This is a genomic window from Corynebacterium sp. CCUG 61414 (assembly GCF_024453945.1).
Taxonomy (GTDB): domain Bacteria; phylum Actinomycetota; class Actinomycetes; order Mycobacteriales; family Mycobacteriaceae; genus Corynebacterium; species Corynebacterium pseudogenitalium.
Map to the genome: position 1 here is coordinate 1 of NZ_JAGPYU010000005.1, position 21442 is coordinate 21442.

Sequence of the window (21442 nt, forward strand, 5' to 3'; positions counted from 1 at the left end):
CCGCCAGCGTTCATCCTGAGCCAGGATCAAACTCTCCACAAAAACTATTTCAGAAAGAAACAAGGCCGTGAAAAGCCCAAAACCTAACCAAAAACAAACCAACCACCAACAACAGTCAGTGTCTGGCAAAATCCTAAAATTACAAAAATGTAAAGTACAAACAAAACTGGTCCCAACCCGACGGGGCAAAACAGGACCAGTCACAACCACATCAACCAATAAAGTCAACGCGACCATGCATCTGCACCACACCAGTGACACCCAATCATAGGTTCAAGCATCACCGCCGGCACACACCAAAACATGGCACACAGCACGCAACCAAAAGTCAATGCAATCAAAAAAATAAAAAGTACATTGGCACACTATCGAGTTCTCAAACAACAACCGCACACCCAAACACACCACAAAACACAGTGGCGCATTCAAAGCGACGAAGATTGACACTAACAAAACATTCTCAACAACGCAAACACGCGCCGCATCACAGAACCTATTTCATTATGTCGGCCAGCGGTAGTTTTCCTAACCGCCATCTCACCATCCAACCCTCTCAAGAGTCTGTCTGGCGGGGCGTTGTCGGTCTCGCTGACTCACATAAAGTTACACACACACCAACAACAACACAAATCGCCAGTTCAGACAGCATTTTCACAACTTCATATCAGGGTTCTTTTGGGCTCCGTTTACACGTCCCGCGACGTACAGCGTGAGCGTCGCGAGTGCCACCAGCAATGCGCATCCAACTACTGGCAGCGTCCAGGCCAAGGGCTCTGGGTCGCGGATGAACTGCCAGAGGATCATGACGGCCATGAACGTCACTAGCTGGTTGCGCCCCCATGCCAACGGCATCGCAAGTCCGGTGAGGACCAAGATGAACGTCGCCCAGACAGGTGCGGTGGTGAGGGTGTGGGCGTCGAAAAGTGTGGGAAGGGAACGCAGCGCTACGTAGATCCCGGCGGACACCACCACTGCACCCAGCCCATGCAAACCCCACGTGCGCCGGGGGATTCCGTACGCGCGTGCGGTCGTCGGCGAACTTGCGCCCCACGAGTAGATTGCTGCAAAGGAGCCAAAAAGGAACAGGTCAGGGATGGTTGCGATAAACGGGCCCCACTCTTTGTCGATGAACGATTGCACCGCGAGCTGCACGGCGACCGAGCCGAGGCCAAAGGCGGCGGCCAGGAGGAGCGGTTGCTTCCAAAAGAGCTGGAACGTCAGCGGCTGGTCCAAGCGCAGCCCCATGATGGCCGATCCCCTCTCGGGAGAGTTGAGTTCTTCGCCGGTGGTGGCGTCGTTACTTGCGTATAGGGCGAGCCACCCGGTGACCAGCGCGATGGCGAGTAACCCGTACAGCGAAGGACTCACGATCAGCGTCGGCACGCAAAGAACGACCCAGACCGCGAGGGCGGCGCGGCGCTTGTACGCGAGGGCGCGCTTGCGGTTCATCCCGTAGGAGCGAAAAACGTTCGATTCGGGGATAAGGGTCATATAGAGGAGGAGCGAGGACATCGTCGCGGCTGTGATGACCAGCGGAATACTGCCCAGCCAGTCGGCAAAGATGGTGGCAGCGCCCATGAACAGGCCGAAGAGCGTTAGCAGGAAGCGCCATTTCGAGCCCGCGAGTATTTGCGCGCGGAAGAAACCGGGGCGAACAAAGGTCTGCATTTAGCTCACCTCCAGGAGGTGCTCGATGACATCGCCAAAGTCGACAGGTCGCAGGGGATTGTGCAGGCCGAGGCGCTCGGCGTGGGCGTCGGCATCATCGGCGGTCACGTGCGCGCTGACCTTGCCGTCGCGGCCCAGCACCAGGGCGCTGCTCAGAATTTTCGACGCCTCTTCGATATGGTGCGTGGCCATCACGAACGTGCGTCCGTCCTCGGCCACGTCGAGGAGGTGGCGATAGAACACGTTGGTGTTGTGGACGTCGAGGCCGACGTAGGGTTCGTCGAGAAGCGTGAGCTCGGCGCCAGAGGCGATGCCGACAATGTTGCCGACCATCGCGCGCTGGCCGCGCGACATCTTGCTGTACGTGGTGCCGAGCGCCTCGTCGAGGTCGAAGTCGTCGATGAGGCGGCGCGCGAGCCCATCGTCCCAGTTCGGGTACCGCAGCTGCGCGCCCTTGAGAATGTCCTTGCCGCTCCAGCTCGCCGGGTAGCCGACGTCGACGCCGGTGAGCGCGACGCGGTCCATCACCGCTGCGTTATCGAACGGAGCCAGGCCGAACACCTCGACGGCGCCGCCGGAGGATTTCAGTTGGCCGGCGACAATCTGCAACAACGTCGACTTACCGACGCCATTTCGCCCCAACAGCCCGTGGATGCCGCCAGACGGCAGGTCGAAGGACACCCCGTTGAGGACGTGCTTCTTACCAAAGTGCTTCTCTAGCCCATCGGCGCGGATAATCATGGCGTTCATTGATACATTCCTCTACTTTCTGCTACTCGATGTACAAGGTCGATCAAGTCGTCGCGGCTCAGGCCGACGCGGACGGCTTCGTCGATAAGAGGGGCGACGAACGTACCCGGGAACGCTTCCCGGCGGGTTTCCAGGATCCGTTCGCGCGCGTCCGGGGTGACGAACATCCCGAGGCCGCGGCGCTTCTCGAGGACCTGGGCGTCGACAAGTAAACCGAGGCCCTTGCGCGCTGTCGCGGGGTTGATGTTGTGGAAGGCTGCGAGCTCGTTTGTCGACGGTGCCCGCTCGCCCGACTTCAGTGTCCCGTCGACGATGAGGTCCTCCACCAACTTCGCGATCTGCACGAAGAGTGGCTCTGAATCCCCAACCACCATTTCTCCCTTCGAGCTCGTTGGTTAGTTACTGCACTAACTAACTATAGAACTGCGGTCAGGTAGCTCGCAAGGACCCCTACGAAATTTCTTGAACTACTAGCATGAGTAGGCACACAAACATATGTAGCCTTGTGATGAAAAGAATTTAACGACAATAAAGAATCGGAATTTAGGAGCCATGCTTGAACGCACACTGGTGTTCGTCGACACTTCTTACCTACTGGCGAGCTTTTACAACTCATGGGAAATCGGCGCGCGAGCACAATTAGAAATCGACTTACCCGAGGTAGTCGCCAACCTCGGAGTCATGATCAGCCACCAACTCCACCAACCCATCCACCGTCAAATGTGGTACGACGGCATCCCCGACTCCGGACCCCACCGCTACCAGCGCGCCCTGCGCTCCTGCGACGGGGTCCAACTCCGCACCGGGCAACTCATCGAATGGGGTGAACGACGCACACAGAAAGGCGTCGACACCCGACTCGTCGCAGACCTGGTGATCAACGCTACGCGTGGCCAGTTCAGCGACTTCGTCCTTGTCTCCGGCGACGCCGACATGATCCCAGGCGTCGAAGAAGCCACCAACAACGGCGTACGCGTCCACCTCTACGGATTCGGCTGGGACTCCATGTCCTCCGCCCTCCGCCACGCCTGCGACACCACCACCATCCTCGACCCACGCGAAGACTTCGCAGACTCCATGCAACTCCGCGTCCTCGAAGGGCCCCTCCCACCAAGCATCCGGGAACGCCCGATCGCCGACGCCGAACCCGTCGAAGACAACCAAGGCCCCACCGAAGTACCCGGCCTGGGACCCGACCCACTCGCTGCGCCGGAGGAGCCTGCTGCTGAGGATCCCGCTTCAGACGAGCCGGTCGATCCACCGGCCACGGAAACCCCAGTTACCCCGGCGGCCCCGCCGACCCCATCGCCTGCCGATATGCCGAAGCCCGGCCCAAAGCCTGGCCCGGTCCTCACGGAACCACCGACACCGGTCAAGTCGGCAGAGCCTGCAACACCTGCCGAGGACCCGAAGCCGGAAACCATCTCCGACGAGGATACCGACGACGTACCGGCCCCCAAACCGGCACCGAAGCCGTCGATGATGGCACCGCGCCGCAAACTCCGCTCGCGCTACGTGCCGCTTCCGGAAGAAGTCTGGACGTCCTCCGGCTTCCAAACCCCCTACGACGTGGGACAACAGTACGCAGCCTGGTGGTTCGAGAACGCCGCCTCCAGCGAGCAGCGCGACAAGGCCCACATGCTTTCCGGCGGGGGGCTACCACCGGAGATCGATAGGCCACTGCTCCAGTTCGCCTGCGAAACCCTGCACGAATACACCCTGACGGAAACCCAGCGCGTCAACCTTCGCGACGGCTTCCACTCCGGCATCCGGGGCGTACTCATCAATATTCGCCGCGAAAGCTAACACACTTTCGAGACAGCAAGGCCCCTGTCCGACACATTCAGGTCGGGCAGGGGCGTTCTTTTTGCGTTGTGCGCTGCGGTTTTTCTAAATGTGAGCAACAGGATTGTAGTAATCCCCATTTCGAACGTATTTTCGGGGATTACTACAATCCTGTTACTACAGTTTGCGGCGCTGAGGTTTTCCTAGTCCTTGTTGTCCTCGATTTCCTTCGGAGCCTCGGATGAGGATGAGGAGGACTTGCCGCCGGAAAGCTCAGCGCGGATCTGATCCAGGCGGGCGCTGGCGGCGACATCGCTGCCAGCGGACTCGATTTCGGCCATGCGGTCGGTCATGGAGGACTTGGCCAGCTCCTGCTCGCCGAGCGCCTGGGAGTAGCGGCGTTCGATCTTGTCCCGGACGCCGTCGAGGGTCGGGACGTTGTCGTTGCCACCGAACTGGTTCATGGAGTCCATGGTTGCGGTGGTCTGCTCTTGCATCTTCGCCTGGTCAAGCTGGGATTCCAGCTGGGAGACCTGGGCGAGCTGCTCCTGCAGGCGCGCCTCGGATTCCTTCTGCTTCGCCTGAGCTTCCTGCGCGGCTTGCTCGGCGGAGGCGTAGGCCTGCTTGGTTTGCTCGAGTTCCTGCTCGACGGACACCAGCTGGGTGGCGATGACCTCGGCGGCGGAGTCGTCGTTCATTTGGAGGGCGGTCTTAGTCTTCGCCTCGAGGTCCTGCTGGGACTTCAGCAGGCGATCCAGTTTCATGCTGAGCTGGTTGCGGTTGCCAATGATGGCGGCTGCGTGCTCAGTGATTTCTTGGTGCTGCTTCTTGGCGGCGGCGACGGCCTGCTGGATTTGCACCTTCGGGTCGGCGTTTTCGTCGATCTTGGTGTCGAAGGACTGCATCAGGTACTTCCAGCCCTTCACGAATGGGTTTGCCATTACTGTCCCTCCTGCGCGTTTTGGGCCTCGACCTGGCGGCGGACCTCGTCCATGTCGAGTGCCTTGACTTGCTCGACAAGGTCGTTGAATGCGGACTCCGGTAGGGCGCCGGCTTCGCGGTAGACCATGATTCCGTCACGGAACGCCATGAGCGTCGGGATCGCCTGGATATCCAGGGCGACCGCTACTTGCTGGTATTCCTCGGTGTTGAGCTTCGCAAAGGTCACATCCGGGTGCTTCTCGGAGACCTTTTCGTAAACAGGCGCGAACTGGCGGCAGGGGCCGCACCAGGACGCCCAGCAGTCGACGATGACAATGCCCTCTCCGAGAACGGTTTCCTGGAATGTTTCCTCAGTGAGGTCGGTTGTGGCCATTAGGTAGCTCCTTTTCGTTTTTTGCTAGTTTGGCAGCTATTAATGCAACACTAACAAGTGCGGGGCGATTCCCGCAGGAAGGAAGGAAATAACATGGCAACGCAAACATTCCAGGTTGAGGGTATGAGCTGCGGGCATTGCGAGCTCAGCATCCAGGAAGAGGTCGGGGAAATCCCGGGCGTGACCTCGGTGAAGGCTGATCACACAACCGGCGAGGTTGTGGTTGAGGGTGCAGAGGTGAGCAGGGAGGACGTCGATAAGGCGGTTGAGGAAGCGGGGTTCAAGCTACTCTAATGTCGACTGCACAGATAGAACTCGGCGTTTCGGGCATGACGTGTACGTCGTGCTCGTCGCGGGTGCAGCGGAAGCTGAACAAGATGGAGGGGGTCGAGGCGTCGGTGAACTTTTCGACGGAAACCGCCACCGTCGAGTACGATCCGGCGCTCGCTGACCCTGATTCGTTGATCAAGACGATCCGGAACGCGGGCTACGATGCGTTCACATTCACCGACGCCGACGAGCCGCTTGCCGACGCCCCCTCCGAACCCGAGCGCGACACCCTCCTGTGGACCATCGTGTGGTCCGCTGCGGTATCGCTGCCGGTGATGCTGGTGTCGATGATTCCGGCGTTACAGTTCACGTACTGGCAGTGGGCGGCGTTTGCTGCCACGACCCTGGTGTATTTCTCGGCAGGGTCGCTGTTCCACCGCAATGCCCTGTTGAACTTGCGTCACGGCAGCATGACCATGGATACGCTGATTTCCATGGGCACCACGGCCGCCTACGGGTGGTCGATCTATGCACTGTTCTTCGGCAACGCGGGCGAGCCGGGCATGAAAATGCACATGAGCCTCATGCCGAACTCGGCGGCGATGGACGAGGTCTATCTGGAGACGGTGTGCGTCGTCATCACGTTCTTGCTGCTTGGGCGCTGGTTCGAGAACCGCGCGAAGGGGCGTAGCTCCGAGGCGTTGCGCAACCTGCTGCACATGGGCGCGAAGGACGCGACTGTGCTGCGCGACGGCGTGGAAACGCGCGTGCCGATCGCCGACGTGAAGGTCGGCGACACGTTCGTGGTGCGCCCAGGCGAGAAGGTCGCGACGGACGGCACGGTGGTCGAGGGACGCTCGGCGATCGACGCCTCAATGCTCACCGGCGAGTCTGTTCCTGTCGACGTCAAGGAAGGCGACGACGTCACGGGCGCGACCCTGAACACGCACGGCCGACTGCTTGTGCAAGCAACACGCGTTGGTTCGGACACGACGCTCGCGCAGATGGGTCAACTGGTCAAGGACGCGCAGGCAGGCAAAGCGCCGGTAGAGCGGCTGGTAGACAGGATCGCGCAGATCTTCGTCCCGACCGTGATCGCTATCTCGGCGGTATCCCTGGTGGTGCACCTCCTGTTGGGCTACAGCGTGGCTGCCGCGTTTACGGCGGCGGCGGCGGTGCTGATCATCGCGTGCCCGTGCGCGCTCGGCCTGGCCACCCCGACCGCCATCCTGGTGGGTACCGGGCGCGGCGCCGAGCTGGGCTTGCTGATCCGCGGCCCGGAGATCCTGGAATCCACCCGCCAGGTGGACACCATCGTGATGGACAAGACCGGGACCGTCACCACCGGCGAAATGACCGTGGTTGACGCGAATGGCAGCAGCGACGCCCTCGCACTCGCCGCCGCGGTGGAGGCGCACTCGGAGCACCCGATCGCCCGTGCCATCACCGCTTACGTCCAGGACGCTCGCACCGAGTCCGTCACCGACTTCCGGAACGAGCCCGGCATCGGCGCCAGCGCGACCGTTGACGGCAAGCACGTCCGAGTCGGCAGGCCATCGGGTGACCTGGGCGAGTACCGTGGTGCCTTCGACGCCATGGAGGCGACGGGCGCGACCGTAGTCGCTGTCGAGGTCGACGGCGCGCTTGAAGGGGTTATTGCGGTGCGCGACGCCGTGAAGGAAGACTCCCGGGTGGGCGTCGAGAAGCTGAAGGAGCTGGGGCTCGAGCCGCACCTGCTCACGGGCGACAACCGCGCGACCGCGCTCGCCGTGGCGAAGGAAGTGGGTATCGACGCCGCCAACGTCACCGCCGGCGTACTCCCCGCCGACAAAGTCGAGCTGGTGCGCAGCCTGCAGGACGCGGGCAAGCGCGTAGCGATGATCGGCGACGGCGTGAACGACGCCGCGGCGCTCGCGCAGGCCGACCTTGGCATGGCGATGGGCGCGGGAACCGACGTGGCCATCGAGGCCTCCGACATCACCCTGATGAATAACTCGCTGGTCAGCGCCGCCGACGGCATCCGCCTGTCGCGCGCGACGCTGCGCACCATCAAAGGCAACCTGTTCTGGGCCTTTGCGTACAACGTGGTGCTCATCCCCGTGGCAGCCATCGGGCTGCTCAACCCCCTGCTCGCAGGCATAGCGATGGCCTGCTCATCCGTGTTCGTGGTGACGAACTCGCTGCGGCTGCGCCGCTTCCGCGCTACGCGCTAAACAGGCCGCGGAGGCGGTGCAGGACACCGCTTGGCTGGGAGGTGGCGGCCAGCTCGTCGATGCTGCGGGGGAGGTTCAGCAGCATCGTCGAATCCTGGTTTTTCGCGACGGTAATACGTTCCTCTAATTGGGCCACCGTGTGGGCGCACGCGGACGGTGCGTCGTGCATCATTCGGACAGACATTGTGACTTTTCCTTCGTTCGTAACTGTGTTAGGCCACAATGCTAGCCAGAAACGCGCAGCGTGTCATGCATGGCGAGCCAACCCTAAGCAAGGACAGCCTTGGCTGTCCACCCCCGGACGGGTGCAGGATTAGCCGTGCGCCATGTTCACGAAGCGCGAGTAGTGCAGCTGGTGCGCAACCGGAATCGTGTCGATTGGTCCACCGCGGTGCTTCGCCACGATGATGTCGGCTTCACCGGCGCGCTCGTCGTCGCGGTCCTGCGAGTCCGGGCGGTAGAGCAGGAAGACCATATCGGCGTCCTGCTCCAGGGAGCCGGATTCACGCAGGTCGGCGAGCTGCGGCTTCTTGTCCGTGCGGGCCTCGGGGCCACGGTTGAGCTGCGAGATCGCGATCACCGGTACCTCGAGCTCCTTCGCCAACAGCTTCAGGTTACGGGAGAACTCGGAGACCTCCTGCTGGCGCGACTCCACTCGCTTACCGGAGCTCATCAGCTGCAGGTAGTCCAGCACGATCAGGTCGAGGCCCTGCTGCTGCTTCAACCGGCGCGCCTTCGAGCGGATCTCCATCATGGTGAGGTTGGGGGAGTCGTCGATAAATAATGGGGCGTCCTGGATCTCCTCAAGGCGACGGGTGAGCTTCTCCCAGTCCTGCTCCCCCATCTGGCCAGAGCGCATCGAGGACAGCTTGATCTCCGTTTCGGCGGAGAGCATGCGCATGATGATTTCGGACGCGCTCATTTCCAGCGAGAAGATCACCGAGGTCTTGCCCTGCTGGATCGAGCAGGAGCGCATGAAGTCCAGCGCCAGCGTCGACTTACCGACGCCCGGGCGCGCCGCGATGATGATCATCTGGCCTGCGTGCAGACCGTTGGTGAGCTTGTCCAGGTCAATAAAGCCGGTGGGCACGCCCTGCTCCAGGCCACCGCCCTGCGCGATGGCCGCGAGCTCGTCGACGGTGTCCTGCAGCAGGTCGCCGAGCACCTTGTAGTCCTCGCCGGCGTTCTTGCGGGAGATCTGGAAGAGTTCCTGCTGAGCGCGGTCCACGACGGCGTCGATCTCCATGCCGTCTTCACCCTCGTAGCCGAGCTGCACCACGTGCGTACCGGCGTTGACCAGCTGGCGGAGGATCGACTTCTCCTCGACTATCTCCGCGTAGTAGCGGGCGTTGGCGGCCGTCGGCACCTCGGAGATGAGCGTGTGTAGGTAGGGGGCGCCGCCGACACGCTCAAGCTCGTTGTTGCGGTCCAGCTGGCCCGCGACGACCACCGCGTCAATGTCCGAGCCGTGCGCGTACAAGTCTGTGATCGTCCTGTACACGAGCTGGTTCGCTGGGAAGTAGAAGTCCTCCGGGCGCAACGCGTCCGAAACGTCAGTGATGACGTCCTGGTTGAGCAGCATGGCGCCCAACACGGAACGCTCCGCGCGCTCGTCGTGCGGGGGCTGGCGGTACTCCTTCAGGTCCTTGCGGCCCCGGTTAGAGTTCGACGACCCGCCGTCCCACTGGCGTGGCTCCGGTGGCACCGAGGACTCCGGAGGCTCCGGTGGTGGAACGTAGTCGTCGTCAAAATCGTCGAAGCTCGCGGCACTCGAGTTCTCAGCCATGCAGCACCCTTTACCCTTTCGTGTTGCACAACAGCGTACCGGATACCCCAGACATTCACGTACCGCCAGTTGAGTTATCCACAGGGGCTGTGAATAGTTTTCAATTGTGCCTGGGATCTATCCACAGGGGATGTGCACAACGTGTGGAGAGTGTGTGGAAAAGCCATCGAAAGCGCGCGCTACAGCGCCATCTTCACAGGTCACACCACTTTTATTCAAGACCATACCCGTTGGCACCCCCGGTGGAAAACCCACTACCAGCCGGTTTGACTAGGCGCCTTCGGTGCGCTAGCCACCCTGTCGCATGAGGGTCACACCGCCTCGCTGTGGAGAGTTATCCACAGGCGAAGGTAGGCAAACGAAAACGGGCCCCGCTCCTCACAAGCGGGACCCGTTCTCAAGCTGTTGTCGTTGGACTACCTATCGGTAATCGTCGTTATTTGCTAACGACCTCGAAGTTCACTTTGCCTTCCACGCTGTCGTGGAGGTTCACCTTGACCTGGTATCCACCGGTCTTGGTAACAAGGCCCTTCGGTACATTGATGCGGCGCTTGTCCAGGGATGGACCGCCGGCTGCCTTGACAGCTGCTGCGATGTCGCCAGGCTTGACGGAGCCGAACAGCTTGCCCTTCTCGGAGGTACGCACTGGCACCTTCACGCCGGTCAGCTGGTCGAGCTGATCACGCAGCTCCTTTGCGTGGTCCAAGTCGCGGACCTCGCGCTCCTTCTGTACACGCTGAATATCACGGATCTGCTTCTCTGCACCGCGGGTGGCTGGGATAGCCAGGCCACGTGGGAGCAGGAAGTTACGGCCATAGCCGCCCTTGACCTCGACGATCTCGCCTGCCTCGCCAAGGTTATCAACGGCAGCGGTGAGGATCAGTTTCATGAATCCTAACCTTCCTTGAGTTGAAAATGCTTATGTGTGGGAAATGCTTAGAACGGGGGCTCGTCGTCCATCCCGCCGAATCCACCGGCAGGTGGAGCCGAATTCCACGGATCGTTTTGCGGCTGCGACTGCTGTGCCTGCTGCTGTTGCTGTGCAGGCTGCTGCGGTGCCTGACCAAACCCACCCATGTTCTGAGGCTGCTGCTGTTGCTGTTGCTGCTGTGGGCGACCGTAACCCGAGTTGCCCTCGCGTGGCGTGCGCTGCACGTTCGCGGTGGCGTACTTCAGGGACGGGCCCACCTCATCAACTTCGACCTCAAACACGGTGCGGTTTTCACCCTCGCGGGTCTGGTAGGAGCGCTGCTTCAGGCGACCGTTGACGATAACGCGCATACCCTTGGTGAGGGACTCCGCGACGTTCTCCGCCATCTGACGCCAGCAGTTACAGGTCAAAAACAGGGCCTCGCCGTCTTCCCACTGATTCGTGTCGCGGTTGAACTGGCGTGGCGTGGAAGCGATGCGGAAGTTCGCTACCGCTGCACCACTTGGAATAAACCGCAGTTCCGGGTCCGCAACCAGGTTGCCGACGACGGTGATCGGTGTATCGCCTTGTGCCATTGTTTTGACTCCTTCGTTTCCGTGGTTCCGAAAGCCGTTCTTTACTTGTCGGTTCGCAGAACCTTGGTGCGCAGCACTGATTCGCTCAGGCTCAGCACACGATCGAGCTCTTGGACGGTATCTGCTGCGCATTCAAGATTGATGACAGCGTAGATGCCCTCTTCCTTCTTGTTGATTGGGTACGCAAGACGCTGCTTGCCCCACACATCAACGTTTTCTACCTTGCCGTTTTCCTTACGGACGATCTCGAGGAACTTGTCCAGGGACGGGGCAACGGTGCGTTCATCCTGCTGTGGATCGAGGATGATCATTACTTCGTAGTGACGCACGGACCTCATCACCTCCTATGGTCTAGATTTGAATGTTTTCGGCCGCCGCATCGTGCGGTGGCAGGAGGGTCGTTGCGTCAAGCAACCCCACCAGCGTACCCCACCCGTTACGCTGGGCAAAATACTTCTCGACGCCCCATCCGCCCTACTGCGGGTTCGGCGCTGCAACGAAGACCGCGAGGATCACCGGAATGACGGTAATGAAGACAAAAGCGGCAAGACCGTAGCCAACGGCGCGAGGGATTTCTTGACGGTTCGTCGCTACGAACGCTGCGGCGATGAAACCGAATCCGACTGCGATTGAGGCGATTCCGGTAACGGTTGCGGATCCCATGCTGGCTCCTTCCAATCTTCAGGGGTAGTCAGAAGCGGGTCGTGGCCGTTGTGTGCGGCAGCAACTTTGTCCTCGCGCTTGCCAAACATCTGCTGGATAACCAGCACCATAATGGCGATGATGAGTGCGTCGCGGGAGATGATGACGGTGTCCAGCAGCGCGCCAGGAGCACCCTTTTGGTCCTCGCCCATCATGTGCCACATCAGCACTGGCCACACCATCATGTCCACGGTCATCCAGGTCAGCAGCAGGCGCCAGTAAGGCAGGGCAAGGACAGCGGGAACGATGAACCAGATGGAGTACTGGGGGCTCCACACCTTGTTGAAGAGGAGGAAGAAGCCGACGATGAGCACGAACAGCTCGGCGACGCGCGGCGTGCGCGGCGCCTTCAGGCCAAGCACGAGGACGGCTGCGCAGCCCGCGAGGAAGAGCACCAGCGTAACCGTGTTCAGGATGACGGGGGCTCCTTCGCCACTGTCGAATCCGCTCCACCCGAAGACGCGGTTGATCACTGCGTAGATGGTGGTCCACTCCCAGCCGCGGTCAGTGTTCAAGCGGTTGAACTCGTTCCATGCCTCCGGGTTGTGCAGGTACACCGGCAGGTTCACCGCCACCCAGGTCAGTGCGGTGGCGGCCACCATCTTCAGGAAGGGCACGAAGGTGCGCTTCCTGATCGCCAGCACCAGGTAGGCCCCGAGGATGAACAGCGGCCACAGTTTGAATGCGGTGCCGGCGCCGATCAGGACGCCTGCCAGCCAGTACTTCTTGTTGCGCACGGCGAGCATGGCTGCCACGACGAAGAAGATGGATGGGATGTCCCAGTTGGTGAACAGGTGCATGATCAGCAACGGGGAGCCGACGACGAGCAAGGTGTCCCAGATTCGGTTACCGGCTAGCTCCGCCACCATGCGCGCCGTGACCACCCAGATGGCGGCCAGGATGAGCACGGTGACGTAGAAGTACCAGCCGGATTCCGGCAGGATGCGGGAGACCGCAAAGTAGGTGTTGCGGGAGATGAACGCGCAGAACTGCTGGAACAGGCCAGCGAGCACTGGGTACTCCATGTAGCGCGTCAGGTCACCCTCAACCCAGGAGAAGTCGTAGACGAAGCCCGGCTGGTCCAGGCCGCGGCCGCCGTACAGCGGCAGGATGTCGTTGTAGCAAAAGGAGGTGTACTGCCGGTTTCCGTCCCAGTTGACCTGCATGATGCCGTTATCGTCCAACTTGCCCATTGCGCAGTTCGACTTCGACAGCGCGCCGAGGCCAATGAAGACGTAGGCGAGCGCGAAGATGGTGCGTAGCGGCGTCCAGAACTTGGAGCGACCAATTTGGGCGAAGCGCCCCATCGGCCCGCCGAGGAACTCAACCCAACCGCGGGCGGCGGGTTCGGTGAGGGCTGGCTGGACGCGATCCTTCGGGTCAGGCCACGTGGTTGCTGTCATCGTTGCTCCGTTATCCAAAGATATCGTTTATAACCTGGTCGATTACGTCCTGTACCGGGTCCGGCCGCGGCGCGGGCGCCGGTGCTGGCGCCGGAGCCGGAGCCGGTGCGGGGGCTGGTGCCGCCGGCTGGCCAGGTCCGGCCTCGCCCGTCGGCGCGTTGGCGTCGGCGCTTGGCGACGCCGCATCAGCCGGAGCACCCGTGGTCGAATTACCGGAGAAGCCACCGTAGTAGCCGCCCAGGTTCACGCCGCCCGAGTAGGGGTGGACGCCCCAGTACACCGGGGATGCCTCAGGGAAGTACTCGAAGTCCTGGCCCTGCAGGAGGGAGTCCAGCACGTTCTTCCAGATCCGGCCCGGGGTGTCGGCGCCGAACATGTTGCCGCCGTAGGAGTTGAAGATGGCCGAGGTGTTGTCGGCAGTGCCCACCCACACGGCCACGGCGAGCTGCGGCGTCGAGCCGACGGTCCAGGCGTCCTTGTTCAGGCCGGTGTTGCCCAGCTGGGCGGTACCGGTCTTCGCGGCCGACGGACGGCCGCCGGCCAACACGGCGTTGGAGTACGGGACGACGGACTGCATCGCCTTAATCACGTTGTCGGCGACTTGCTGGGAAACACGGCGCTCCGTGTAGCCCGGGTCGAACTCGTAGAGGACCTCGCCGTAGGCGTCGGTGACGCGCTGCACGAAGTGTGTCGGGTGCGCCAGGCCGCGGTTCGTCAGCGTGGACACCGCCGTAGCCATATCGAGCACGCGGGACTGGTACTGGCCCAGCACGATGCCCTCGTAGGGCTGGCCACCGTTCTCACGCAGCGTCACCGGGATACCTGGGATGGAGCGGGCCACGCCGAGAGCGTGCGCCATGTCAGCTGTGTCCTGCGTGGTGTTATCCAGGTCATCCTGGATGCGCATGAACGCGGTGTTCGAGGAGGTGCGGGTGGCATCCAGCATGGAGATCATGCCTGCGCCGCCGCCGTCCCAGTTCGTCACCACGTGGCCACCCGGCAGCGTCACAGGGGTTGCCGAGTACATCGCGTTGAGCGGAATGCCCTGCTGTAGGGCCGCGGCCAGCGCGAAGATCTTGAAGGTGGAACCGGTCTGCAGGCCTGCGTTGGCGTAGTCCCAGCCGGAGGGGTCGTCGCCACCGTAGTAGGCGCGTACTGCGCCCGTCTTCGGGTCGATGGCCACGACGCCGGTGCGGGCGTCGTCCTGCAGGAGCGAAAGCTGCTCGCGGGAAATCCGCTCAACCTCTGCCTGCGAGTTCGGGTCAATCGTGGTGGTGATCTTCAACCCACGGTTGGTAAGGTCCGACTCGGAGATGCCAATGGTGGCCAGCTCCGTCATCACCTGGTTCTTAATCAGGCCGTTCGGGCCGCTAGCCTCGGTGTAGGCGGAGTAGGTCGACGGATCGCGGGTCTCCGGGTACTGCAGCCCGGCGCGCTTCTCGGGGTCGAGCTTGTTCGTCTCAACGAGCCCATCCATCACGTAGTTCCAGCGGGCCTTCGCACCGTCCGGGTTGGTCCACGGGTCAAGCTGGCTCGGCAGCTGGATGGAGGACGCAAGCACGCCGCCCTCCTCCAGCGTCAGCTCGCTGGCCGGCTTGTCGAAGAATGCGTGCGCAGCAGCCTCGATGCCGTATGCGTTGCGCCCGAAGTAGACGGTGTTGAGGTAGGCGTTGAGGATTTCTTCCTTGGTCCAAGAGTGGGTCATCTTGATGGAGTACACCAGCTCCTTGGCCTTGCGCTCATAGGAGTGCTCATTGCCGACCAGGGCGTTCTTCACGTACTGCTGCGTAATCGTGGAGCCACCACCGGCTGATGCGTTGCCGGTAATCTGGCCGATCACGGCGCGACCGAAGCCGGTGAAGGAAAAGCCGGAGTTGTCCCAGAAGTCGCGGTCCTCGGCAGCGAGGACGGCGTTTTGCACGTCAACTGGCACCTGCTCCAGCGGGATCTGAACGCGGTTGCCCTCCGGCGGCACGATGCGAGCCAGGTCGGTTTTGCCGTCGTTAAAGTAGAGGTTTGAGATCTGCGCCGTTTCGATCTCATGCGGCTCCGGGATGTTCGCCCGCTGGTAGTTCCAGATAAACCACACAGCTGGGATGCTGGCCAGCAACACCACGAGCAGGAGCATGGCTAGGACCCATTGGCCCGTCCGCGACCGGGACTTGGATGGGGTCTTGGTTTTCTCGTCTACGTTAGTCACACATTGTCCCTGTACGATCACCTACAGAATTGCTACAGCACACACTACCCGTACCGGGCGTTTTTACCGCACTGGAGTGGCGGTCCATTCTTGCAACAAGTGGTTCCAGTGGCAGTGCGGGCACACTTCCACCTTGTGCACGGTGATTGGGCCGACCTCACCCACGAGGGTGTCAATCTCGGCCTCGCTGCGTGCGGTGCCGGTGCGCCGCCCAAGCTTTTCGCTGTACACCCAGCGCACTTCTCGCATGTCACGGTCACAAATTGGGCAGTTTCTTTTCGACGCCTCTCCGTGATGTTCTGCGGCTGCGCGGAGGAGGAAGTCGGCGTCGCAAAGCTCTTCTTTGGGAATGTGCCCAGCGTGATAGGCGCGAAGGGCCGCCCGGCGTTGCCATTCGTGCGAAACTTCGTGCTGGTAGGTGAACATCGCCGCCATACTAGCGCAACAACATAGTTTCCTTCGCCTATGTATAGAATGATGCGTTGCACGTTTTGTTCGTCTCTTTTGTACAAGGCAGGTCCTTATGGCTGATCGTCCTGACCCGTTGGAGTTGGCACAGCGTATTCGCCCGGCGATGACGAGTTTGTATGTCGCGTATTTCCGAAATACGGAACGCTCCGACCTCACCGGCCCCCAGCTTTCGATCTTGCGTCGCCTCGAGGTGGAAGGGCCGAGCCGGATCAGCCATATCGCCACGTCAGAGGGCGTGCGGATGCCGACGGCCTCGAACACCATCAACCAACTGGAGAAGCGCGGCCTCGTGCACCGCACGCGCTCCGCGGAGGACAGGCGCGGCGTGCTCGTCGACCTGACTGACCAGGGCAAACGTGAGTTGAGGCGAGTGGGCAAGGAGCGCACGCAGTACCTCGCGGATATGCTCGCCACGCTTGATGACGCCTCGCTGCAGCAGCTCGACGCCGCCACCGAGGCAATTAATACCCTGGCAGACGTCTACGCGAACCCGGAAAGCTAATACACTAGGTCGGTATGGCGCCACGATCTTTCTCTTCTGAACTAGCCCAGTCCTTTGAGTCTGAGCGCCCACTTCGAGTGCTCGTTGGTTGGGATGCTTCCAACTCGGAGGCGATCGAGTTCGCCGCCTGGCTGGGGCGGAGCCTGCCCGTGACGGTGCGGGTTGCGGCGTCGGTGTCGGGTTCGTGGACGAAGTCGCTGTCGTCGAAGAAGTACGACAAGTGGCTGCAGAAGCAGCGAGACACCATCAGCGAGAAGGCCACGAAGGCGCTGAAGCACGAGTTGCCGCGTTCGCAGTGGGCGGACCCGGTGGCGCAGGTGCTGGAGCGCGGCAGCCTCGCGGAGTGCCTGTTCGAGATGGCGGACGGTTTCGAGGCTGATATTTTGCTGCTCGGCTCGAAGTCGAAGACATCGAAAGGCCGCTTCCGGCCGACCTCCGACGCGGACGAGATGATGCACTCCTCCCCGCTTCCGCTGGGCCTGGCGCCGAAGGGCGTGCAGCTTTCGAAGAAGGGCATCACCCGCGTCACCTACTCGCTCATCGACTCTGGCGCGGTGCAGCCGAGCTTCTCCGGCCTGGCGTACGCCACCACGCTCGCCTGCCTTCTCGACGTCCCGCTGCGCATCATCGCGTTTTCCCCCAGCGAGGGCGGCGGTTTCGACGATCAGGAAGACCAGATGGAGTGGAACGAGGCCGCGCTCGGCCTGTTGGACCGCGCACGCGACTCGGCGTTTGCTGTCGCGGAACACCTCGGGCCGGAGCACACCGAACGTCTCGACGTCTCCAACTTCGTCGCCACCGGCAAGGGTTGGAAGAAGGCCATCGACTCGGTGAAGTGGAAGAAGGGCGACATCTTGTGCCTGGGCTCGAAGTCCTCGGGCCCGCTCAAGCGCGTGTTCGTTGGCACCCGCGAGGGCGAGTTCATCCGCTTCGCCCCCGTGCCCGTCATCGTGTACCCACGAGGGAAGCACTAACCATGGCTGACGTATTTGACCACCCCGAAAACGATCTGCATTCCGGCGCGGACCGCTTCTCCCGCGTCCGGCCGGAGCCTGCCAGCTTCGACGAGCTTGCCCTAGAGCCGGACCCGCTGGAGGTCGCGCGGCGCAACAAGGCGTCGACGAAGCAGGCGATCACGCTTGCGGTGGTGACGGTGCTTGGCACGCTGCTGTTCGCGTGGGCACTCGCCGCCGTCGCCCGCGTGCAAGGCGGCCCCCTGTGCGAGGCCGGGGACGCGACGTGGCTGTGCACCGAGTCGTGGCGGACGTGGTGGGCCGTCGTCACCTCGATTCCGCCGGTGGCGGGCCTGCTCACCTGCGCGGTGCTGATGGTGCGCAAGCTCAACCGCTACGAACGCTGGATCCCCTGGATGGGCGTGTTCTGGCTGCCCATCGTGCCGTTCACCATGTGGTGGCTGACGGTCACGATTGGGATGCTGGCGCTTGATGCGACGCACTAGCGCAATCTGCGCAATACGGGTTCTCTTCCCGGCAGGCCTCGCAGCTTAAGTACTGGTGGCGGCACTCCGGCTCGTTCGCGCAGTTATAGAACATGTTCGACGGCGCCCCGCAGTGCACGCAGTGGCCCAGCTGCACATAGTCCGGGTCATTCTCCGGGCCGAACTCGGTGTGCATCCGCTTATCAAACACGTACAGCGAGCCCTCCCACAGGCCCGAGTTGCCGTACTTCTCGCCGTAGCGGACGATGCCGCCGTCGATCTGGTAGACCTCCTCGAAGCCGCGGTTCTTCATCAGGCTGGACAGGATCTCGCAGCGGATACCGCCGGTGCAGTAGGAAATGACCGGCTTGTCCTTCATCCAGTCGTACTTGCCGCTCTCCAGCTCCTTGATGAAGTCGTGGGTGGTTTCCACGTCCGGGACCACGGCGTTCTTAAACTTGCCAATCTCAGCCTCGCGGGCGTTGCGGCCGTCGAAAAACACAACATCCGGGTTGTTGGCCACCAGCTCGTTGACCTCCTCCGGCTTCAGGTGTGTGCCGCCCCCGACGACGCCATGCTCGTCCACCTTCAGCTCGCCCGGCGCGCCGAACGCCACGATCTCATCGCGCGCCTTGACCGACAGCTTCGGGAAGTCCTCCGCGCCGCCCTCAGACCACTTGAACTCGATGCCGCGGAAGTACTCCTTCGTCTTCTTCACGTAGGTCTTGCAGGCCTTGATGTCGCCGCCGACGGTGCCGTTGATGCCGTCCTTGGAGATCAGGATGCGGCCGGTCAGTCCCAGGCCCTCGCAGAGGTCGCGCTGCCAGAGGCGCACCGCGTCCGGGTCCGCGATGGGCTGGAACTTGTAATACAGGAGGATCTTGCTCGTCATGCCCACGAGTTTAGCGCTTGTGGTAGAGCCCCTTCTTCCAGTACTTCGGCTCGGAAGTCACCAGCACGCCGAGGTTGCGGAAAATGCCCTCGTCGACGGACCCGAGGATGGTGCTGGTGTGCGCGTCGCAGCCACGCAGGTTCTTCAGCTGCTCCAGCGCCGCCGCCGCATCACTGCTTGTCGACGCCGACACCGACAACGCAATGAGCACCTCATCAGTATGCAACCGTGGGTTCACGGACCCGAGGTGGCGCGTCTTCAGCGTCTGGATCGGCTCGATGGAATCCGGCGACAGGAGGTGGACGGAGTCGTCGATCCCCGCGAGCACCTTCAGCGCGTTGAGCAGCACCGCCGCCGACGGGCCCAACAGGTCCGTGGTCTTGCCGGTCACGATGGTGCCGTCCGGCAGCTCCAGCGCAGCGCCCGGCGAGCCGGTGGTTTGTGCGACCTCCAGCGCCGGGGCGACCACCACACGGTCCTGCGGGGTCACCTCCGCCTTGCGCATGATGTTCAGGATCCTGTCGGAGACGGTGTGGTCGGAGTCGTCGCGGCGCTCCTCCACGAGCGTCTTGTAGTAGCGGCGCACGATCTCCTGCTTCGCGGCGTGGCGGCAAGCGGCGTCATCACTGATGCAGTAGCCGGCCATGTTCACACCCATGTCCGTCGGTGACTGGTACGGCTCCTCCCCCGTCACCTCGCGCAGCAGCGCCTTGAGCAGCGGGAACACCTCAATATCACGGTTGTAGCTGGTGACGGTCTCCCCGTAGGCGTCCAGGTGGTATTGGTCGATCACGTTGACGTCATCAAGGTCGGCCGTCGCGGCCTCGTAGGCCAGGTTCACCGGGTGCGACAGCGGCAGGTTCCAGATGGGGAACGTCTCAAACTTGGCGTAGCCAGCGTTAATACCGCGGCGGTGCTCGTGGTAGATCTGGCTGAGGCACGTGGCCAGCTTGCCGGAGCCCGGGCCCGGTGCGGTCATCACGATCAGGTCGCGGGACGTCTCAACGTACTCGTTGCGGCCGAAGCCCTCCTCGGACACGATGCGCTGCGTATCGTGCGGGTACCCGGCGATCATGTAGTGGCGCGACACTGTCAGGCCCAGACGCTGCAGCCTCTCAATGAACGCCTCCACCAGCGGGTTCTCACCCTCCAGCTGGGTCACCACCACATTCTCGACGAGGAACCCTCGCTCCCGGAACACGTCCACGAGGCGCAGCACGTCCTCCTCGTAGGAAATCCCGAGGTCCGCCCGCATCTTCTGGCGCACCACGTCACCCGCATTAAACGCGATCACGATCTCGACCTCATCCTTGATGCGGTCCAACATCGCAATCTTGTTATCCGGCGTAAACCCCGGCAGAACGCGGGAGGCATGATTGTCGTCGAAGAGCTTGCCACCCATCTCTAGGTAGAGCTTTCCCCCAATTGCTTTTCGTCGGGCCGAAATGTGCTCCGACTGCATCGCAATGTACTTATCCCGATCAAATCCAACGCTATATGGCATGGAACCTGAAGTATACCGGGCCAGCGCGCGCATCTCTATTTGTGCACGTTGGGGCGGGTTGGTTCCCGTCGACCTCTTACGGTCGACCAACCCTGGTCAGCGCGAAATCAGGTTTTTGGCGTCGAAAAGCCCCAAATTGCCGTGACCTGCATTGGTCGACGCTAAGAGGTCGACCGGAGCGGAAGCCGGCGCGCGCTGTACCTTGGTCGGTGAGATATAAGGAGTAGCAGAGTCCAATGCCCGAAGGCCACGTCATCCACCGCCTCGCCCGCCACTTGAACGACACGTTTGCGGGGCAGCCCATCGAGATTTCCTCCCCGCAAGGACGTTTCGACGTCTCCCCGCTCGCTGGCGCCACCCTGACGGAGGCCCGCGCGGTGGGCAAGCACCTGTTCCTGGAGTTCTCCACGGCGACGGTGCATGTGCACCTGGGCCTGATTGGTTCTTTCCGTTTCGAACCGGCGGAGGACGTGTGGGGCCAGATCCGGCTGCGGCTGGCCAACGAGGACGTGGCGGCGAACCTGCGCGGCCCGCAGTACTGCCGCTACGTCTCCCCGCCGGAGGAGCAGGCGATCCTGGACCGCAGCGGCGAGGATCCCCTCGATCCGGGCGCGGATCCGGAGGCGTTGTGGAAAAGGGTGCGGGCGTCGAGACGCACGATTGGGTCGTTGATGATGGACCAGCAGTACTTCGCGGGCGTGGGCAATATCTATCGTGCGGAGCCGCTGTTCCGCCTGGGTATTTCGCCGTTCGTGCCGGGCTGCGCGTTGGACCATGGGGAGTTCCTGCGTCTATGGCAGGACGTGCGCGAGCTGATGGAGTATGGGGAGGAGCACGGCCGGATAGATACTGTGCGCCCCGAGCACAGCCCCGAGGCGATGGACAGACCGCCCCGGAAGGACGACCACGGCGGTGAGGTCTACGTATACCGCCGCGCCGGCGAGCCCTGCTTTGTGTGCGGCACGCCGATCGAGGTGCGCAAGTACGAGGGCCGCAATTTGTTCTGGTGCCCCTCCTGCCAGGCGGAATAGCGCGTA

The 21442-nt window shown here is 62.3% G+C and carries 24 protein-coding genes; 7 read left to right on the top strand and 17 right to left on the bottom strand.

The window, feature by feature from the left end:
- The 4 genes from KBX14_RS05485 to KBX14_RS05500 all read right to left on the bottom strand — a co-directional run.
- Positions 1-237 (bottom strand): hypothetical protein (locus KBX14_RS05485; RefSeq protein ID WP_256042003.1); only part of this gene is annotated, 237 nt, incomplete at its 3' end.
- A gap of 414 nt (positions 238-651) precedes the next feature.
- A complete protein-coding gene (locus KBX14_RS05490; protein WP_070361737.1) occupies positions 652-1668 on the bottom strand; it encodes a hypothetical protein in 1017 nt (338 codons plus the stop codon).
- Positions 1669-2418, bottom strand: coding sequence for an ABC transporter ATP-binding protein (locus KBX14_RS05495; RefSeq protein ID WP_070361736.1), 750 nt, complete (start codon positions 2416-2418; stop codon positions 1669-1671).
- A complete protein-coding gene (locus tag KBX14_RS05500) occupies positions 2415-2792 on the bottom strand; it encodes a GntR family transcriptional regulator (RefSeq protein ID WP_070361735.1) in 378 nt (125 codons plus the stop codon). The genes KBX14_RS05495 and KBX14_RS05500 overlap by 4 nt, the downstream gene beginning before the upstream one ends.
- A gap of 178 nt (positions 2793-2970) precedes the next feature.
- On the opposite strand from KBX14_RS05500, the gene KBX14_RS05505 reads away from it, so the two are divergent.
- On the top strand, positions 2971-4224 hold the full coding sequence (locus KBX14_RS05505) for an NYN domain-containing protein (protein WP_070975348.1): 1254 nt from the start codon (positions 2971-2973) through the stop codon (positions 4222-4224).
- 182 nt (positions 4225-4406) lie between these two features.
- Here KBX14_RS05505 and KBX14_RS05510 read toward each other — a convergent pair whose 3' ends face one another.
- Positions 4407-5144 carry a PspA/IM30 family protein gene (locus KBX14_RS05510; RefSeq protein ID WP_256042004.1) on the bottom strand — a complete coding sequence of 246 codons (738 nt, stop codon included), beginning with the start codon at positions 5142-5144 and terminating at the stop codon, positions 4407-4409.
- On the bottom strand, positions 5144-5518 hold the full coding sequence (trxA, locus tag KBX14_RS05515) for a thioredoxin (RefSeq protein WP_070361732.1): 375 nt from the start codon (positions 5516-5518) through the stop codon (positions 5144-5146). Before trxA ends, KBX14_RS05510 begins: the two co-directional genes overlap by 1 nt.
- A gap of 93 nt (positions 5519-5611) precedes the next feature.
- On the opposite strand from trxA, the gene KBX14_RS05520 reads away from it, so the two are divergent.
- A complete protein-coding gene (locus tag KBX14_RS05520) occupies positions 5612-5812 on the top strand; it encodes a heavy-metal-associated domain-containing protein (protein WP_070361731.1) in 201 nt (66 codons plus the stop codon).
- Entirely contained in the window at positions 5812-8001 is a 2190-nt protein-coding gene (locus KBX14_RS05525) for a cation-translocating P-type ATPase (protein WP_256042005.1), read from the top strand. Before KBX14_RS05520 ends, KBX14_RS05525 begins: the two co-directional genes overlap by 1 nt.
- On the opposite strand, the gene KBX14_RS05530 is transcribed toward KBX14_RS05525, so the two are convergent.
- The 9 genes from KBX14_RS05530 to KBX14_RS05570 form a co-directional block, all read right to left on the bottom strand.
- On the bottom strand, positions 7991-8185 hold the full coding sequence (locus KBX14_RS05530; protein WP_070361729.1) for a hypothetical protein: 195 nt from the start codon (positions 8183-8185) through the stop codon (positions 7991-7993). The two genes, KBX14_RS05525 and KBX14_RS05530, sit on opposite strands and share 11 nt — an antisense overlap.
- Positions 8186-8314: 129 nt before the next feature.
- Positions 8315-9787 (bottom strand): replicative DNA helicase, encoded by a 1473-nt coding sequence (gene dnaB, locus KBX14_RS05535; protein ID WP_256042006.1) that lies wholly within the window; start codon positions 9785-9787, stop codon positions 8315-8317.
- A 436-nt stretch (positions 9788-10223) separates the two neighbouring features.
- Positions 10224-10676 (bottom strand): 50S ribosomal protein L9, encoded by a 453-nt coding sequence (gene rplI / locus KBX14_RS05540; protein ID WP_070361727.1) that lies wholly within the window; start codon positions 10674-10676, stop codon positions 10224-10226.
- 47 nt (positions 10677-10723) lie between these two features.
- Positions 10724-11293 carry a single-stranded DNA-binding protein gene (locus KBX14_RS05545; protein WP_070361726.1) on the bottom strand — a complete coding sequence of 190 codons (570 nt, stop codon included), beginning with the start codon at positions 11291-11293 and terminating at the stop codon, positions 10724-10726.
- A gap of 41 nt (positions 11294-11334) precedes the next feature.
- Positions 11335-11631, bottom strand: coding sequence for a 30S ribosomal protein S6 (rpsF, locus tag KBX14_RS05550; protein WP_070361725.1), 297 nt, complete (start codon positions 11629-11631; stop codon positions 11335-11337).
- A gap of 136 nt (positions 11632-11767) precedes the next feature.
- Complete coding sequence (locus tag KBX14_RS05555; RefSeq protein ID WP_083329391.1) at positions 11768-11956, bottom strand: hypothetical protein; 189 nt, start codon at positions 11954-11956, stop codon at positions 11768-11770.
- Entirely contained in the window at positions 11884-13398 is a 1515-nt protein-coding gene (locus KBX14_RS05560; RefSeq protein WP_070361724.1) for a glycosyltransferase family 87 protein, read from the bottom strand. Before KBX14_RS05560 ends, KBX14_RS05555 begins: the two co-directional genes overlap by 73 nt.
- Before the next feature lie 10 nt (positions 13399-13408).
- A complete protein-coding gene (locus KBX14_RS05565) occupies positions 13409-15598 on the bottom strand; it encodes a transglycosylase domain-containing protein (protein ID WP_256042007.1) in 2190 nt (729 codons plus the stop codon).
- A 63-nt stretch (positions 15599-15661) separates the two neighbouring features.
- Positions 15662-16024: a DUF5318 family protein gene (locus tag KBX14_RS05570; RefSeq protein WP_256042008.1), complete on the bottom strand. Its 363-nt coding sequence runs from the start codon at positions 16022-16024 to the stop codon at positions 15662-15664.
- Positions 16025-16121: 97 nt separating this feature from the next.
- Here KBX14_RS05570 and KBX14_RS05575 point away from each other — a divergent pair, with 97 nt between their 5' ends.
- The 3 genes from KBX14_RS05575 to KBX14_RS05585 are packed head-to-tail and all read left to right on the top strand — an operon-like array spanning position 16122 to position 18030.
- A complete protein-coding gene (locus tag KBX14_RS05575; RefSeq protein WP_070361721.1) occupies positions 16122-16571 on the top strand; it encodes a MarR family winged helix-turn-helix transcriptional regulator in 450 nt (149 codons plus the stop codon).
- Positions 16572-16585: 14 nt separating this feature from the next.
- Entirely contained in the window at positions 16586-17545 is a 960-nt protein-coding gene (locus KBX14_RS05580; protein ID WP_070478591.1) for a universal stress protein, read from the top strand.
- Positions 17546-17547: 2 nt separating this feature from the next.
- Positions 17548-18030: a hypothetical protein gene (locus KBX14_RS05585; RefSeq protein WP_070478589.1), complete on the top strand. Its 483-nt coding sequence runs from the start codon at positions 17548-17550 to the stop codon at positions 18028-18030.
- Here KBX14_RS05585 and KBX14_RS05590 read toward each other — a convergent pair.
- Positions 17993-18901, bottom strand: coding sequence for a rhodanese-related sulfurtransferase (locus KBX14_RS05590; RefSeq protein ID WP_070975355.1), 909 nt, complete (start codon positions 18899-18901; stop codon positions 17993-17995). The two genes, KBX14_RS05585 and KBX14_RS05590, sit on opposite strands and share 38 nt — an antisense overlap.
- A 10-nt stretch (positions 18902-18911) precedes the next feature.
- Entirely contained in the window at positions 18912-20405 is a 1494-nt protein-coding gene (locus tag KBX14_RS05595) for a DUF1846 domain-containing protein (protein WP_256042009.1), read from the bottom strand.
- A 236-nt stretch (positions 20406-20641) separates the two neighbouring features.
- Between KBX14_RS05595 and KBX14_RS05600 the strand changes: the two genes are divergently transcribed.
- Positions 20642-21436: an Fpg/Nei family DNA glycosylase gene (locus KBX14_RS05600; RefSeq protein ID WP_256042010.1), complete on the top strand. Its 795-nt coding sequence runs from the start codon at positions 20642-20644 to the stop codon at positions 21434-21436.
- Positions 21437-21442: the final 6 nt, after the last annotated feature.